The sequence below is a fragment of the Pseudomonas sp. IT-P176 genome, from assembly GCF_949767245.1.
Classification (GTDB): Bacteria; Pseudomonadota; Gammaproteobacteria; order Pseudomonadales; family Pseudomonadaceae; genus Aquipseudomonas.
On sequence record NZ_CATKPN010000028.1, the window covers coordinates 20,370 to 33,763 of the forward strand.

The 13,394-nt window shown below is 61.9% G+C and carries 14 protein-coding genes; 8 read left to right on the top strand and 6 right to left on the bottom strand.

What is annotated here, in order from left to right:
- The first annotated feature begins 42 nt into the window (after positions 1–42).
- The 6 genes from hemA (at position 43) to ACM6IP_RS02550 (ending at position 5,401) form a co-directional block, all read left to right on the top strand.
- A complete protein-coding gene (gene hemA, locus ACM6IP_RS02525) occupies positions 43–1,332 on the top strand; it encodes a glutamyl-tRNA reductase (RefSeq protein WP_095169006.1) in 1,290 nt (429 codons plus the stop codon).
- Positions 1,329–2,411 (top strand): peptide chain release factor 1, encoded by a 1,083-nt coding sequence (gene prfA / locus ACM6IP_RS02530; RefSeq protein WP_095169005.1) that lies wholly within the window; start codon positions 1,329–1,331, stop codon positions 2,409–2,411. Before hemA ends, prfA begins: the two co-directional genes overlap by 4 nt.
- Positions 2,412–3,242 carry a peptide chain release factor N(5)-glutamine methyltransferase gene (gene prmC / locus ACM6IP_RS02535; RefSeq protein WP_414860897.1) on the top strand — a complete coding sequence of 277 codons (831 nt, stop codon included), beginning with the start codon at positions 2,412–2,414 and terminating at the stop codon, positions 3,240–3,242.
- Entirely contained in the window at positions 3,236–3,991 is a 756-nt protein-coding gene (locus ACM6IP_RS02540) for a molybdopterin-synthase adenylyltransferase MoeB (protein ID WP_095169003.1), read from the top strand. The genes prmC and ACM6IP_RS02540 overlap by 7 nt, the downstream gene beginning before the upstream one ends.
- Positions 3,984–4,775, top strand: a complete 792-nt coding sequence (murI, locus tag ACM6IP_RS02545) for a glutamate racemase (RefSeq protein ID WP_414860898.1) — start codon at positions 3,984–3,986, stop codon at positions 4,773–4,775. Before ACM6IP_RS02540 ends, murI begins: the two co-directional genes overlap by 8 nt.
- Before the next feature lie 107 nt (positions 4,776–4,882).
- Entirely contained in the window at positions 4,883–5,401 is a 519-nt protein-coding gene (locus ACM6IP_RS02550; protein ID WP_414860899.1) for an acyloxyacyl hydrolase, read from the top strand.
- A gap of 24 nt (positions 5,402–5,425) precedes the next feature.
- On the opposite strand, the gene ACM6IP_RS02555 is transcribed toward ACM6IP_RS02550, so the two are convergent.
- From ACM6IP_RS02555 to ACM6IP_RS02580, 6 genes are all read right to left on the bottom strand, one after another.
- Positions 5,426–5,731 (bottom strand): YkgJ family cysteine cluster protein, encoded by a 306-nt coding sequence (locus tag ACM6IP_RS02555; protein ID WP_095169000.1) that lies wholly within the window; start codon positions 5,729–5,731, stop codon positions 5,426–5,428.
- 92 nt (positions 5,732–5,823) lie between these two features.
- The gene (locus ACM6IP_RS02560) at positions 5,824–6,606 is read right to left on the bottom strand and encodes an SDR family NAD(P)-dependent oxidoreductase (RefSeq protein ID WP_320333008.1); all 783 of its coding nucleotides are present in this window, start codon (positions 6,604–6,606) and stop codon (positions 5,824–5,826) included.
- Between the two features lie 72 nt (positions 6,607–6,678).
- Positions 6,679–8,124 (bottom strand): deoxyribodipyrimidine photo-lyase, encoded by a 1,446-nt coding sequence (gene phrB / locus ACM6IP_RS02565; protein ID WP_414860929.1) that lies wholly within the window; start codon positions 8,122–8,124, stop codon positions 6,679–6,681.
- Between the two features lie 20 nt (positions 8,125–8,144).
- Complete coding sequence (locus ACM6IP_RS02570; protein WP_095168998.1) at positions 8,145–9,083, bottom strand: MerR family transcriptional regulator; 939 nt, start codon at positions 9,081–9,083, stop codon at positions 8,145–8,147.
- On the bottom strand, positions 9,084–10,046 hold the full coding sequence (locus ACM6IP_RS02575; protein WP_414860900.1) for a YbgA family protein: 963 nt from the start codon (positions 10,044–10,046) through the stop codon (positions 9,084–9,086).
- Positions 10,047–10,192: 146 nt separating this feature from the next.
- Complete coding sequence (locus ACM6IP_RS02580; protein WP_095168996.1) at positions 10,193–11,179, bottom strand: NAD(P)/FAD-dependent oxidoreductase; 987 nt, start codon at positions 11,177–11,179, stop codon at positions 10,193–10,195.
- Positions 11,180–11,375: 196 nt separating this feature from the next.
- On the opposite strand from ACM6IP_RS02580, the gene ACM6IP_RS02585 reads away from it, so the two are divergent.
- Entirely contained in the window at positions 11,376–12,278 is a 903-nt protein-coding gene (locus ACM6IP_RS02585) for a TIGR01777 family oxidoreductase (RefSeq protein ID WP_414860901.1), read from the top strand.
- Between the two features lie 13 nt (positions 12,279–12,291).
- Complete coding sequence (gene hemH / locus ACM6IP_RS02590; protein ID WP_414860902.1) at positions 12,292–13,314, top strand: ferrochelatase; 1,023 nt, start codon at positions 12,292–12,294, stop codon at positions 13,312–13,314.
- The last annotated feature ends 80 nt before the right edge of the window (positions 13,315–13,394 follow it).

Below are 13,394 nucleotides of genomic sequence, written 5' to 3' on the forward strand. Positions count from 1 at the left end.
GTAGGACAATTGTCGGCTTCTCGACATCATCAGCGATCTTGAATGGCCTTCCTTGCACTCGGTATTAACCACAAGACTGCTTCCGTAGACGTCCGCGAGCGCGTGGCCTTTACTCCGGAGCAGCTGGTTGAGGCCTTGCAGCAGCTCTGCCGACTCACCGACAGCCGCGAAGCTGCGATCCTCTCCACCTGCAATCGCAGCGAACTCTATATAGAACAGGATCAACTGAGTGCCGATACCGTGCTGCGTTGGCTGGCCGATTATCACCATTTGAGCCTCGAAGAGCTGCGCGCGAGTGCTTATGTGCACGAAGATGATGCGGCAGTTCGTCACATGATGCGGGTCGCCTCCGGGCTCGACTCGCTGGTCTTGGGTGAGCCGCAGATCCTCGGCCAGATGAAATCGGCCTACGCCGTGGCGCGTGAGGCCGGCACCATCGGCCCATTGCTCGGGCGGTTGTTCCAGGCGACGTTCAATGCCGCCAAGCAGGTGCGCACCGACACGGCCATCGGCGAGAACCCGGTGTCGGTGGCGTTTGCCGCCGTCAGCCTGGCCAAACAGATTTTCAGTGATCTGCAACGCAGCCAGGCGTTGCTGATCGGCGCCGGCGAGACCATCACCCTGGTCGCCCGCCATTTGCACGAACTGGGGGTCAAGCGCATCGTGGTCGCCAACCGAACCCTGGAGCGCGCGAGCCTGTTGGCTGAACAGTTCGGCGCCCACGCAGTGTTGCTCTCGGACATCCCGGCGGAACTGGTGCGCAGCGATATCGTGATCAGCTCCACCGCCAGCCAATTGCCGATCCTGGGCAAGGGCGCCGTGGAAAGCGCCTTGAAACTGCGCAAGCACAAGCCGATATTCATGGTCGATATTGCCGTACCGCGAGATATCGAGCCGGAAGTGGGTGAGTTGGACGACGTCTACCTGTACAGCGTCGACGATCTGCACGAAGTGGTCGCCGAAAACCTCAAGAGTCGCCAGGGTGCAGCCCAGGCAGCGGAAGAGATGGTGGCAATCGGCGCCGACGACTTCATGGTGCGCCTGCGCGAACTGGCTGCGGTCGATGTGCTCAAGGCCTATCGTCAACAGAGCGAACGCCTGCGTGATGAAGAATTGCAAAAGGCCCAGCGCCTGCTCGCCAATGGCAGCAGCGCCGAGGATGTGCTGGTGCAACTGGCTCGTGGCCTGACCAACAAACTGCTGCACGCGCCCAGCGTGCAGTTGAAAAAGCTGACTGCCGAAGGCCGCCTCGATGCGCTGGCCATGGCCCAGGAACTCTTTGCCCTCGGTGAGGGCGCGTCGGATAGCTCTTCGGATAAAAAACCGCAATGAAAGCGTCACTGCTCAATAAGCTGGACATCCTCCAGGACCGTTTCGAGGAACTGACCGCCTTGCTTGGCGATGGCGAAGTCATTTCCGATCAGAACAAGTTCCGCACCTATTCCAAGGAATACGCGGAAGTCGAGCCGATTGTCGCCACCTATAAACAGTTGCTCAAGGTTCAGGGCGACCTCGAAGGGGCCCAGGCCCTGCTCAAGGACAGCGACCCGGACATGCGCGAAATGGCCGTGGAAGAAGTCCGCGAAGCCAAGGAGCAACTGCTCGAACTGGAAGCCAGCCTGCAACGCATGCTGCTGCCCAAGGACCCGAATGACGGGCGCAACGTGTTCCTCGAGATTCGTGCCGGCACCGGTGGCGACGAGGCGGCGATTTTTTCCGGCGACCTGTTCCGCATGTATTCGCGTTATGCCGAACGCCGTGGCTGGCGGGTCGAGATCCTGTCGGAGAACATCGGTGAGCACGGTGGCTATAAAGAAGTCATCGCCCGGGTCGAAGGCGACAATGTCTATGGCAAGCTGAAGTTCGAATCCGGTGTGCATCGCGTGCAACGGGTCCCGGCCACCGAATCCCAGGGCCGGATCCACACCTCGGCCTGCACCGTGGCGGTGTTGCCGGAGCCGGACGAGCAGGAAGCGATCGAGATCAACCCGGCGGATTTGCGGGTCGACACCTACCGCTCCTCCGGTGCGGGCGGTCAGCACGTGAACAAGACCGACTCGGCGATTCGTATCACCCACTTGCCATCCGGCATCGTGGTCGAATGCCAGGAAGAGCGTTCGCAGCACAAGAACCGGGCGCGGGCGATGTCCTGGTTGTCGGCCAAGTTGAACGACCAGCAGACCAGCGCGGCGGCCAATGCCATTGCCAGCGAGCGCAAACTGCTGGTGGGGTCGGGTGATCGCTCCGAGCGGATCCGTACCTACAACTTCGCCCAGGGTCGGGTCACGGACCACCGGGTCAACCTGACCCTGTACTCCCTCGATGAAATCCTCGCCGGTGGCGTTGATGCCGTGATCGAGCCACTGCTGGCCGAGTACCAGGCGGACCAACTGGCGGCGATAGGTGAATAAATGACCATCATTGCCAGTTTGTTGCGCGCAGCCGACCTGCCTGACTCGCCTACCGCGCGCCTGGATGCCGAACTGCTGCTGGCCGCTGCCTTGGGCAAATCCCGCAGCTTCCTGCACACCTGGCCCGAGCGCATCGTGCCCAGTGATGCCGCGCTGACCTTTGCCCACTACCTGCAGCGTCGTCGCGGCGGTGAGCCGGTGGCTTATATCCTCGGGCAACAGGGCTTCTGGAAGCTGGACCTGGAGGTCGCACCGCACACGCTGATCCCTCGTCCGGACACCGAGCTACTGGTGGAAACCGCTCTTGAACTGTTGCCGGCGACACCGGCCAAGGTGCTCGACCTGGGTACCGGCAGCGGGGCGATCGCCCTGGCCCTGGCTAGCGAGCGTCCGGCCTGGCAGGTGACGGCGGTGGACCGCGTGCTGGAGGCGGTGGCCCTGGCCGAGCGCAATCGCCAGCGCCTGCATCTGCATAACGTCACAGTGCTCAGCAGTCACTGGTTCGATGCCCTCAAGGACCATCGCTACAGCCTGATCATCAGCAACCCGCCGTACATTGCTGCCGCCGACCCGCACCTGATTGCCGGTGACGTGCGCTTCGAACCGGCCAGCGCGCTGGTGGCCGGGACCGATGGCCTGGATGATTTGCGGGTGATTATCGCCCAGGCGCCGCAACACCTCGAAGCCGGTGGCTGGTTGATGCTCGAACATGGATACGATCAGGCGGCAGCCGTGCGTGATTTACTGCTGGCCCAGGATTTCGTAGAGGTTCACAGCCGCGTGGACCTCGGCGGTCACCAACGGATCAGCCTGGGGCGCCTGCCGTGCTGAATGATCAAGAGCTGTTGCGCTATAGCCGGCAGATTCTGTTGCAGCACGTCGACATCGACGGCCAGTTGCGACTCAAGCAAAGCCGCGCGTTGATCATCGGCCTTGGTGGCTTGGGTGCACCGGTGGCGCTGTATCTGGCGGCTGCGGGCGTGGGTGAATTGCACCTGGCGGATTTCGACACAGTCGACCTGACCAACCTGCAGCGCCAGATCATCCACGACACCGACAGCGTCGGCATGAGCAAGGTTGATTCGGCGCTCCATCGCTTGAGCGCGATCAACCCCGAGATCCAACTGGTTGCCCATCGCACCGCGCTGGACGCCGACTCGTTGGCGGCGGCAGTAGCGGCGGTCGACCTGGTGCTCGATTGTTCCGACAACTTTGCCACGCGCGAAGCCGTGAATGCGGCCTGCGTGGCGGCGGGCAAGCCTCTGGTCAGCGGCGCGGCAATTCGTCTGGAAGGTCAGTTGTCGGTGTTCGACCCGCGTCGCGCCGAAAGTCCCTGTTACCACTGCCTGTATGGGCACGGCAGCGAGGCCGAACTGACCTGCAGCGAAGCCGGCGTGGTCGGCCCGCTGGTGGGGCTGGTCGGCAGCCTGCAAGCCCTGGAAGCGTTGAAACTGCTGGTGGGCTTTGGTGAGCCGCTGGTGGGCCGCTTGTTGTTGATCGATGCCCTCGGCACGCGGTTCCGTGAGCTGCGGGTCAAGCGTGATCCGAGCTGCAGCGTCTGTGGTGCCAAACATGCGTGAGGCGCCTATCGGCGTGTTCGATTCCGGCGTTGGCGGGCTGTCGGTGCTGGCGGAGATTCACCGGCTGCTGCCCAATGAGTCGCTGCTGTACGTGGCCGATTGCGGCAACATTCCCTACGGCGAGAAGTCCCCGGCGTTCATCCGCCAACGCTGCGCAGTGATGGCCGACTTTCTCCAGGCCCAAGGCGCCAAGGCCATGGTCGTGGCGTGCAACACGGCAACCGTGGCCGGCGTGGCGGATTTGCGTCGCGACTACCCGTCGTGGCCCATTGTCGGCATGGAGCCAGCGGTCAAGCCGGCAGCGGCGGCGACCCGCAGCGGGGTAGTCGGCGTGCTGGCCACCACCGGAACCTTGCAGAGTGCCAAGTTCGCCGCCTTGCTCGACCGCTTCGCCACCGATGTACGGGTAGTCACCCAGCCGTGTCCGGGCCTGGTGGAGTTGATCGAAGCCGGTGACTTGCAGAGCCCGGCGTTGCGCCAGTTGCTGGGCAGCTACCTGCAGCCCCTGCTGGACGAGGGCTGCGACACGATTATCCTCGGCTGCACCCATTACCCCTTCCTCAAGCCAATCCTCGCGCAAATGCTCCCCGCCGACATCAGTCTGATCGACACCGGCGCTGCCGTTGCCCGGCAAACCCAGCGCTTGCTCGCTGAGCGTGAACTGCTGGCGGACGGTCCCGCCCGACCTGCGCAATTCTGGACCAGCGCCAGTCCCGAGCACCTGAGAAATATCCTGCCGCTGCTCTGGCATAACGGTGGCGTTGTGCAAAGCTTCAACCAGTAGACACGCTGAAATTCAGCTGAACTTCTGCTTGGGGGCGAGATTCTATTACAGCGACTGTTGAGCAAAAAAAACCTAAAACAATCGTTCGCATAAAAAGGATGTTTCCTATGAAGCGAGTGTTCTGTCTGGCTGCGCTTGCGGCCGTATTGTTGGGGCATGGCTACAGCGCACAAGCGGCGGGTATCGAGTTTGCAGTCGGGCAAACCAGTGATTCGACCATGACGTATCGCCTGGGGCTGCAGTCTGAATGGAACAAGAGTTGGTGGCAGAGCGAAGTTGGGCGTCTGACCGGCTACTGGGACGGGGCCTACACCTTTTGGGATGGTGACAAGAGGACAAGCAACCACAGCCTGTCGTTCTCGCCGGTGCTGGTGTATGAGTTCGCCGGGGAATCGCTCAGGCCCTATCTTGAAGTCGGCATCGGGGTGGCTGTTTTTGCCCACACGGAAGTTGAGAACAACAAGCTCGGCTCGGCCTTCCAGTTCGAAGACCGCTTTGGCGCCGGCCTGCGTTTTGCCGGTGGACATGAGGTGGGGATCCGCGCCACCCATTACTCCAACGCCGGGATCAGCAGTCCCAACGACGGCGTCGAAAGTTACGCCTTGCACTACACCATGGCTCTATAGGACCTTGCTGGCGAAGGAACGCCATCACCTGTAGGCGGTAGTTATCCCCTGGCGTTCCTCGATGCATTCCGGCGCGCCCATTTCGAACTCCCGGCAAATCAGCGGGCGTTTTTCGTAGATGGTGCACATCATCGTGTCCCGATCCAGCGCTGCGCACCAACCGTCGTCCAGGCGCAGCATGACTTCTCCACCCCAGTCGTCGGTATCGATAAAGCGCTCGGGCACGCCGGTGTCGGTGATCAGCATCACTTCGAGCTGGCAGCAACAGGCCGCGCACGTCGAGCAAGTGACCGCCGGCTCGACGATTTCGGTGAGGGGGATGGTATTCATGGGCGCCAGTGTAAGGCAGTGCGCTGCGCCTGTGTGAAAGCACTGACGGACGCTCGCTTGTCGGGCGCCCAGGCGGGACCGTCCGTGGGGGGTTACGGTAGGTCCTTGATCGGTGGCGCACTCCAGGCCATGGGTTTGCCAATCGCCAGTTGGCCTTCACCGGGGCGTTTCGACAGCGGCCACAGCGCGGTCATGGACAGCGCCGGCAGGGGCAGTTCCAGCGGGCGCAACTTGAGGTTGTCGATGATGTAGCGGGCAGCCTTGTCGGCGGTCCAGCTCAACGGCAGTGGCAAGACATCGTGTCCGCCAAGGGGGCTGGCGATAAAATCTGGGGTGACCACGGTGACTTCGATGCCGTCCTCGGCCAGCGTGATGCGCTGCGATTCGAACAGGTGACGCAGGCCGGCTTTCGACGTTCCCTGGGCTTCGCTTCGCGGCAGTGACAGGTAAGTCGCAGAACTGGTTATGCCCACCAGGTACGGCGCGATGCCCGTGCGCAGCAGCGGCAAGGCGACGTCGATGCAATAGTTGCTGGCAAGCAGGTTGCAGCGCACCAGGTGTTCGATCAGGTTGGTGTCCAACTGCGCGGCGTCGACGTACGTGCAGGTCCCGGCATTGAGGATGACGGTGTCCAGCGCGCCCCAGTCCTGCTGGATCTGCTCACCGATCTCGCGCACGGTCTGGCTGTTGGTCAGGTCACCAGGGGCTACCAGTACTTGCCCAGGGTAGCGGCGGGCGAAGGCTTTGAGGGGAGCCACGGCGCGAGCGCTCAACGCCAGGTGCGCACCGGATTTGAGCAGATGCTCGGCCAGGGCGGCACCCAGGCCATTGCTGGCATCGGTTAACCAATAACGTCGTGTGGGTATCCGAATCATCCTTTGCTCCTGTTCAAGCCGTCATCCCGAATCGTTGGTCTGGGGAAACTCTAGGCAAAGTATCGCCATCCGTCATCCCTCTGAACTGTTCACCTCAAGACGCGTGGGCAGACGTTTGAAGGCTGCCAGTGCGCGCTCGCGCGATTGGCCGAGGTTGACGGTAGGCAGCGGATAATCCGCCACGCCAAACAACCCGCCCATGGCGGCCGGGTTGTGGATATCTTTTTTGTTCAGCCCCGCCAGTTCCGGCAGCCAGTGCTTGATGAACAGGCCTTCGGCGTCGAATTTCTCCGACTGACTGATCGGATTGAAAATCCGGAAGTAGGGCGCAGAGTCGGTCCCGGTGGACGAACTCCATTGCCAGCCGCCGTTATTGGCCGCCAGGTCACCGTCGATCAGGTGACGCATGAAAAACCGCTCGCCTTCGCGCCAATCGATCAACAGGTTCTTGGTCAGGAACATGGCCACCACCATCCGCAGGCGGTTGTGCATCCAGCCGGTTTCCAGCAACTGGCGCATGGCGGCGTCGATGATCGGCAGGCCGGTGCGCGCCTCCTTCCAGGCGGCCAGTTCGTCGGGCGCATCCCGCCAGGCCAGGGCTTCGGTTTCCGGGCGAAAGGCGCGGTGCCGGGAAACACGGGGGTAGCCGACCAGAATGTGTTTGTAGAACTCGCGCCACAGCAGTTCGTTGATCCAGGTAACAGCGCCGACGCTGCCGCTTTCGAACTCGCCCTGATTGGCTTGCAACGCCGCATGCAGGCACTGGCGAGGCGAAATCACCCCGGCTGCCAAATAGGCTGAAAGCTGACTGGTACCGGGTTTGGCCGGTAAGTCGCGTTCGTCCTTGTAGTAGTTGATCTGGGCATCGGTGAAGTGCTCCAGGCGTCGCTGCGCCTCATCCTCACCGGCCGGCCAGAGTGCGCGAAGCTGCTCGCTCGAGGGCTTGAAGCCTTGCACTTGCTCGGGGACCGGGTCGCAGTCGATACCCGTCGGCGCTTGCATCCCGGGTGCCGTCACCAATCGTGGCAGAGCGCCGTGCAGGCGGGCGTAGCAGACTTTACGGAACTGGCTGAAGACCTGGAAGTAGCCACCGGTCTTGGTCAGGACGCTGCCAGGTTGGAACAGCAACTGATCCAGATAGCGATGCAGGGTGATGCCTTGGGTGTCGAGGGCCAGGCGAACGGCGGCATCCCGGCGGGTTTCGTGAACGCCGTACTCTTCGTTGGCATGAACCGCTTCGACGTTCAGTTCGCTGCACAGCTGTGCCAGCACTCGGGGTGCATCGTCCCAAGCAGGGGCGCTGCGGATCAGCAGCGGGATATTCAGCGCGCTCAACGCCTGGCTCAGTTCGCGCAGGTTGCGCAGCCAGAAATCCACTTTGCAGGGGGCATCGTCATGGGCCAGCCATTGCTCGGGGCTCAACAGATACACCGCGACGCTCGGGCCACGATTGGCGGCGGTGCTCAGAGCCGTGTTGTCATGCAGGCGCAGGTCGCTGCGCAGCCAGATCAATTGCAGGGTCGCTTGCGCACTGGACATCAGATCAGTCCTCGCTGAATCAATACCTGGTGAGCCGACAGGGGATCGTCGGCCAGTAATACATCAGCGATTTCAGTGGCGATCTCGGACAAACCGGCCTGGTGGATACATACCGTTGGTCCGACGATGAGCTTTGGGCAACTGACATTGTTCAGGAGTTTCGTTAGCTGTTTCAGGTTGCTGGTTTTGCTCGAATACAGCAGCACCGCGCGTGCTTGCAGGTGTTCGACCGCCAGGGCCAGTTCACCCACCGGCAAAGGCCAGTCGAACACTTCCACCGGACAATCGACGCTGCTGATCAGCCAGGCGCAGAGCCATAGGTGAGGTTCGAGCGGCAGGTCGGAGTGATTGACCAGCAGCAGTGGGGCGCCGCGTAACTGGCGGTTGTTGTGGTAGATCCGCGCACCGAACTTGCTGCGCAGCCAGCTGTAGAAAAACGTGCGCTCCATCTGTGCGCCGAATTGCCCTTGCCAGCGTTGTTCGAGCTCTGCCAGCAATGGCATCAGCAGTTGCTCGCACAAGGTCCGTGGTGGGTACAGGGCCATGGCCTGGTTGAACAGGTCATCGACCTGGCGCTCGGCCAGGCGAAAGATGGCCTGGGCGAGGTTTTGGCGCAGGATCTGCCAGTCATTTTCCACCGGCGAACTGAACGCTTGCGGTGTGTCCAGCAACTGCTTGACCTGGCTCACCGCGACGCCGCGATTGAGCCAGGTCAGGATGTCGTGAATGCGTTGCACATGTTCGGCCGAGAACAGCCGGTGACCCTTGGGGGTGCGTTGCGGCACCACCAGCCCATAGCGACGCTCCCAGGCACGCAGGGTGACCGCGTTGACGCCGGTCACGCGGGCGACTTCGCGGATCGGCAGCCAGCCTTCGTCCAGCGCCTGCTGGTAGTCGGTGTCGGGCTCTTGGGTGTGAGTAGCGCTGGGCATGTTCATTCAAATCGCATTTCTGAGGCTGAGGTTTTCCGGGTGCGGCTGCAGGTAGACCTGTTGCGCGATGTACGGATCGGGATGATGACGCAGGTGATGCTTGAGCAGGGTCAGCGGGACCACCAGCGGCACGACGCCGAGGCGGTATTGGCCGATCACGTGCTGGACTTCCTGTTTGTCCTCGACGCTCAGGTTCTGTTTGAAATAGCCGCACAGGTGTTGCAGTACATTGCTGTGGGTCCCGCGGGTGGCGCATTGCTTGAGCGCCTTCATCAACAGACTGAAATAGCGCGGGCCAAGTTCTGCGGGGTCGCTCTGGCCCATGCTGCCCAGGAGTTTGCCCAGGGCCTTGTACTGCAGCGGGTTGTGGGCCATCAGCAGGTACTTGTAGCGTGCGTGGAAGTCGGTCAGGCCATGGCGGCTGAGACCCTGCTGCAGCAAATCCTGCCAGGCGGCATAGGCAAACACTCGGGTCAGGAAGTTCTCGCGCAGCACCGGATCGTTGAGTCGGCCGTCTTCTTCCACCGGCAGGTCCGGGTGGCGGGCACAAAACGCCGCGGCATAGATACCCCGGCCACCACCGTCCTGCGGGTTGCCGTTGGCGTGATAGACCTTGACCCGTTCCAGGCCGCAGGACGGGGATTTATGCATGAAGATGTAACCGCACAGATCGGTCAATTCAGCGGCCATGCGTTGCCCGTAGTCGGCTAGCGGTTGGGTTACGTCGAGTTGTCGGTTGACGCTGCCGATGGCGCTCGGGTGCTGCGGATCGCCGACCAGGCGAATCGGCTCGCGGGGAATTCCCAGGCCAATGGCGACTTCGGGGCACACCGGGACAAACTCGAAATAATTGCTGAGGGTACGACTGCAGAGCTGGGATTCTTTATGCCCACCGTTGTAGCGCACCTCATCGCCCATCAGGCAGGCGCTGATGGCGATTTTCGGCTTGCGCGGTGATTCACTCGACATCGGCAGACCTCGGATTAAAACCTGTACAAGCGATGTTCGCTGTACAACATGTTTTGATCATAGGTCGAAAGGTGTACAAGTCAAACTTTTTGTATAGGTTTTATCGAGCGCCCCCGTAGCCGCCAAAGCCTAGCTACGGGAAGCGACTACTGCAGATGCTCGTGCAAGCGGCGGGCAGCTTCCTGGCCACTCAGCCAGGCGCCTTCGACCCGCCCTGACAGGCACCAGTCGCCGCACACATACAAGCCCAGGTCGGCATCGGCCAGTACGCCCCATTCGTGACTGCTGGCAGGGCGCGCATACAGCCAGCGGTGGGCCAGGCTGAAGGTCGGGGCGGGCATGGCGCTGTGCAACAGTTCGGCAAAGGCGCCGTGCAGTTGTTCGATCACCGCTTCCTTGGACAGGTCGATGTGTTGTCGGCTCCAACTGCTGGTGGCGTGCAGCACCCAAGTGTCCAGGCTGTTGTCGCGCCCCGGTTTGCTGCGGTTGCGGGCCAGCCAGTCGAGCGGGCTGTCCTGCACGAAGCAGCCTTCCATCGCGGTATCCAGCGGCGTATCGAATGCCAGGGCGACGGCCCAGGTCGGGTCCATTTTCACCCCGGCGGCGACTCCGGCCAGCTTCGGTGCGGCAGCCAGCAGGGCTGTGGCCTGCGGGGCGGGCGTGGCGATGACCACATGGCTGAAGGGGCCGTGGGTGAAGCCTTCGGCATCCTGCAGATGCCAGTGCTGTTCACCGCGATAGACCTCGGTGATGCGGCAGGCGAAGTGCACTTCCAGGTCGCCAATCAGGGCGCGGGTAATGGCGCTCATGCGCGGCGTGCCGACCCAGCGGGTCTGCTCGTCTGGCGACGGGCTGAGCTGGCCGCCCTGAAAGTTGTAGAGCTGCGGTGTCCACTCGGCGACCCAGCCGTTGGCTTGCCAGCGCTGCACTTCAGTGACAAAGCGCCGGTCGCGGGCGGTGAAATACTGCGCCCCCATGTCGAGTGCGCCAGCGTCGCTGCGTTTGCTCGACATGCGCCCACCGCTGCCACGGCTTTTATCGAACAGTTGCACGACGTAGCCGGTCTCTTGCAGAGCCTGGGCGGCGGAAAGTCCGGCGATGCCGGTGCCGATAATTGCGATGGGTAGAGTCATAGGGGCCTCGTTTACCTTTCTCTACAGGCTACGCTTAGGGTTAAACCTGTACAATTATATTTTTTGGTATAACTTTCAGCGTTCTCGTTCTGACAGCTTGGCCTATTGTTAATCACAGAGCCCGCCCGATCCGAAACATCCCTGCTTATAAAAATAGACTAGTGATCGAGGTAAAACGCCACGCGAGGAACATGTCATGCACATATTGCTGACCGGCGGTACTGGATTGATAGGACGCCAGCTTTGCCGACTCTGGTTGAGTCAGGGCCACAGCCTGACGGTGTGGAGTCGCAAACCCGAAAAAGTGCCGACCCTGTGTGGCGCCCAGGTGCGAGGCATCGCGCGTCTGGAAGAAATCGGACAGGAGCCGGTGGATGTCTTGATCAATCTGGCGGGTGCGCCGATTGCCGATCGACTCTGGACTCATAGGCGCAAGGCGTTGCTCTGGAGCAGCCGGATCAGCCTGACCGAAACCCTGCTGGCCTGGCTGGAAAGCCTTGAGGAAAAACCCCACTTGCTGATTTCCGGGTCGGCGGTGGGATGGTACGGCGATGGCGGCGAGCGTGAGCTGACCGAGGATTCGCCACCGGTCAGCGAAGACTTCGCCAGCCAGCTGTGCATCGCCTGGGAAGAAACCGCACAACGCGCCGAAGCCTTGGGCCTGCGCGTGGTGCTGGTGCGGACCGGGCTGGTGCTGTCGGCCGAGGGCGGCTTTTTGTCGCGCCTGCGCCTGCCCTTCAAAGCGGGGCTGGGCGGGCCTATCGGCAATGGCCGGCAGTGGATGTCATGGATTCATATCGACGATCAAATCGCGCTGATTGATTTTCTTCTGCATCAGAATATGGCCAGCGGTCCTTATAATGCCTGCGCGCCAAAACCGGTACGCAATCGCGAATTTGCCAAGACGCTGGCCGGTGTCCTGCACCGGCCGGCTTTCATGCCCCTGCCATCGTTCGTGTTGAAGGTCGGGCTCGGTGAGTTGTCGCTGTTGCTGTTGGGCGGCCAGCGGGTGACCCCGATGCGGTTACTGGCGGCAGGCTTCACCTTTCGTTTCACTGATTTGCGTGCGGCTCTGGACGACCTGTCCAGCCGCCTTTGAAATAGGACGTTGCATGACCGATCACGCGTTGCTCCTGGTCAACCTGGGTTCGCCCGCTTCCACACAGGTGGCGGACGTGCGCAGCTACCTCAATCAATTCCTGATGGACCCTTACGTCATTGACCTGCCGTGGCCGGTGCGGCGCCTGCTGGTGTCGTTGATCCTGATCAAGCGCCCGGAACAGTCGGCCCATGCCTACGCCTCGATCTGGTGGGACGAAGGCTCGCCGCTGGTGGTACTCAGCCGGCGCTTGCAGCAGGCCATGAAGGCGCAGTGGACCCAGGGACCGGTCGAATTGGCGATGCGCTACGGCGAGCCGTCGATCGAGACGGTGCTGACTCGCCTGGCCGCCCAAGGCATCAAGAAAATCACCCTGGCGCCGTTGTATCCACAGTTTGCCGACAGCACCGTGACCACGGTGATCGAGGAAGCCAAGCGGGTGGTGCGCGAGAAAAAACTCGAGGTGCAGTTCGCGATTCTCCAGCCGTTCTACGACCAACCGGAATACCTCGACGCCCTGGTGGCCAGCGCCAAACCGTACCTGGCGCAGGACTACGACCATCTGTTGTTGAGTTTTCACGGCTTGCCGGAGCGGCACCTGAAGAAGCTCAATCCGGGTCATTGCTTTGAAGGTAATGGCGATTGCTGCGCCGCAGCGCCGGCAGAGGTGCTTGCCACCTGTTATCGCGGCCAGTGCCTGCGTACGGCAGCTGCGTTTGCCGAGCGCCTGGGCTTGCCGGAAGGCACGTGGTCGGTGTCGTTCCAGTCGCGCCTGGGGCGTGCCAAATGGATCGAACCCTACACCGAAGCGCGTCTCGACGAGCTGGCGAAAAGTGGGGTGAAGAAGATTCTGGTGATGTGCCCGGCGTTTGTCGCCGACTGCATCGAAACCCTGGAAGAGATCGGTGACCGTGGCCTGGAGCAGTTCCGCGAGGCGGGGGGCGAGGAGTTGGTACTGGTGCCGTGCCTCAACGATGAGCCGCAGTGGGCGCAGGCGTTGAACACCCTGTGTGAAAGGGCGCCAGTGGTTTTGTAGAAGGCCGAAAGCATCGCGGGCAAGCCATGTTCCTGTAGGAGCAAGGCTTGCCCGCGATAACGTTCTTTGCGGCAGTAAAG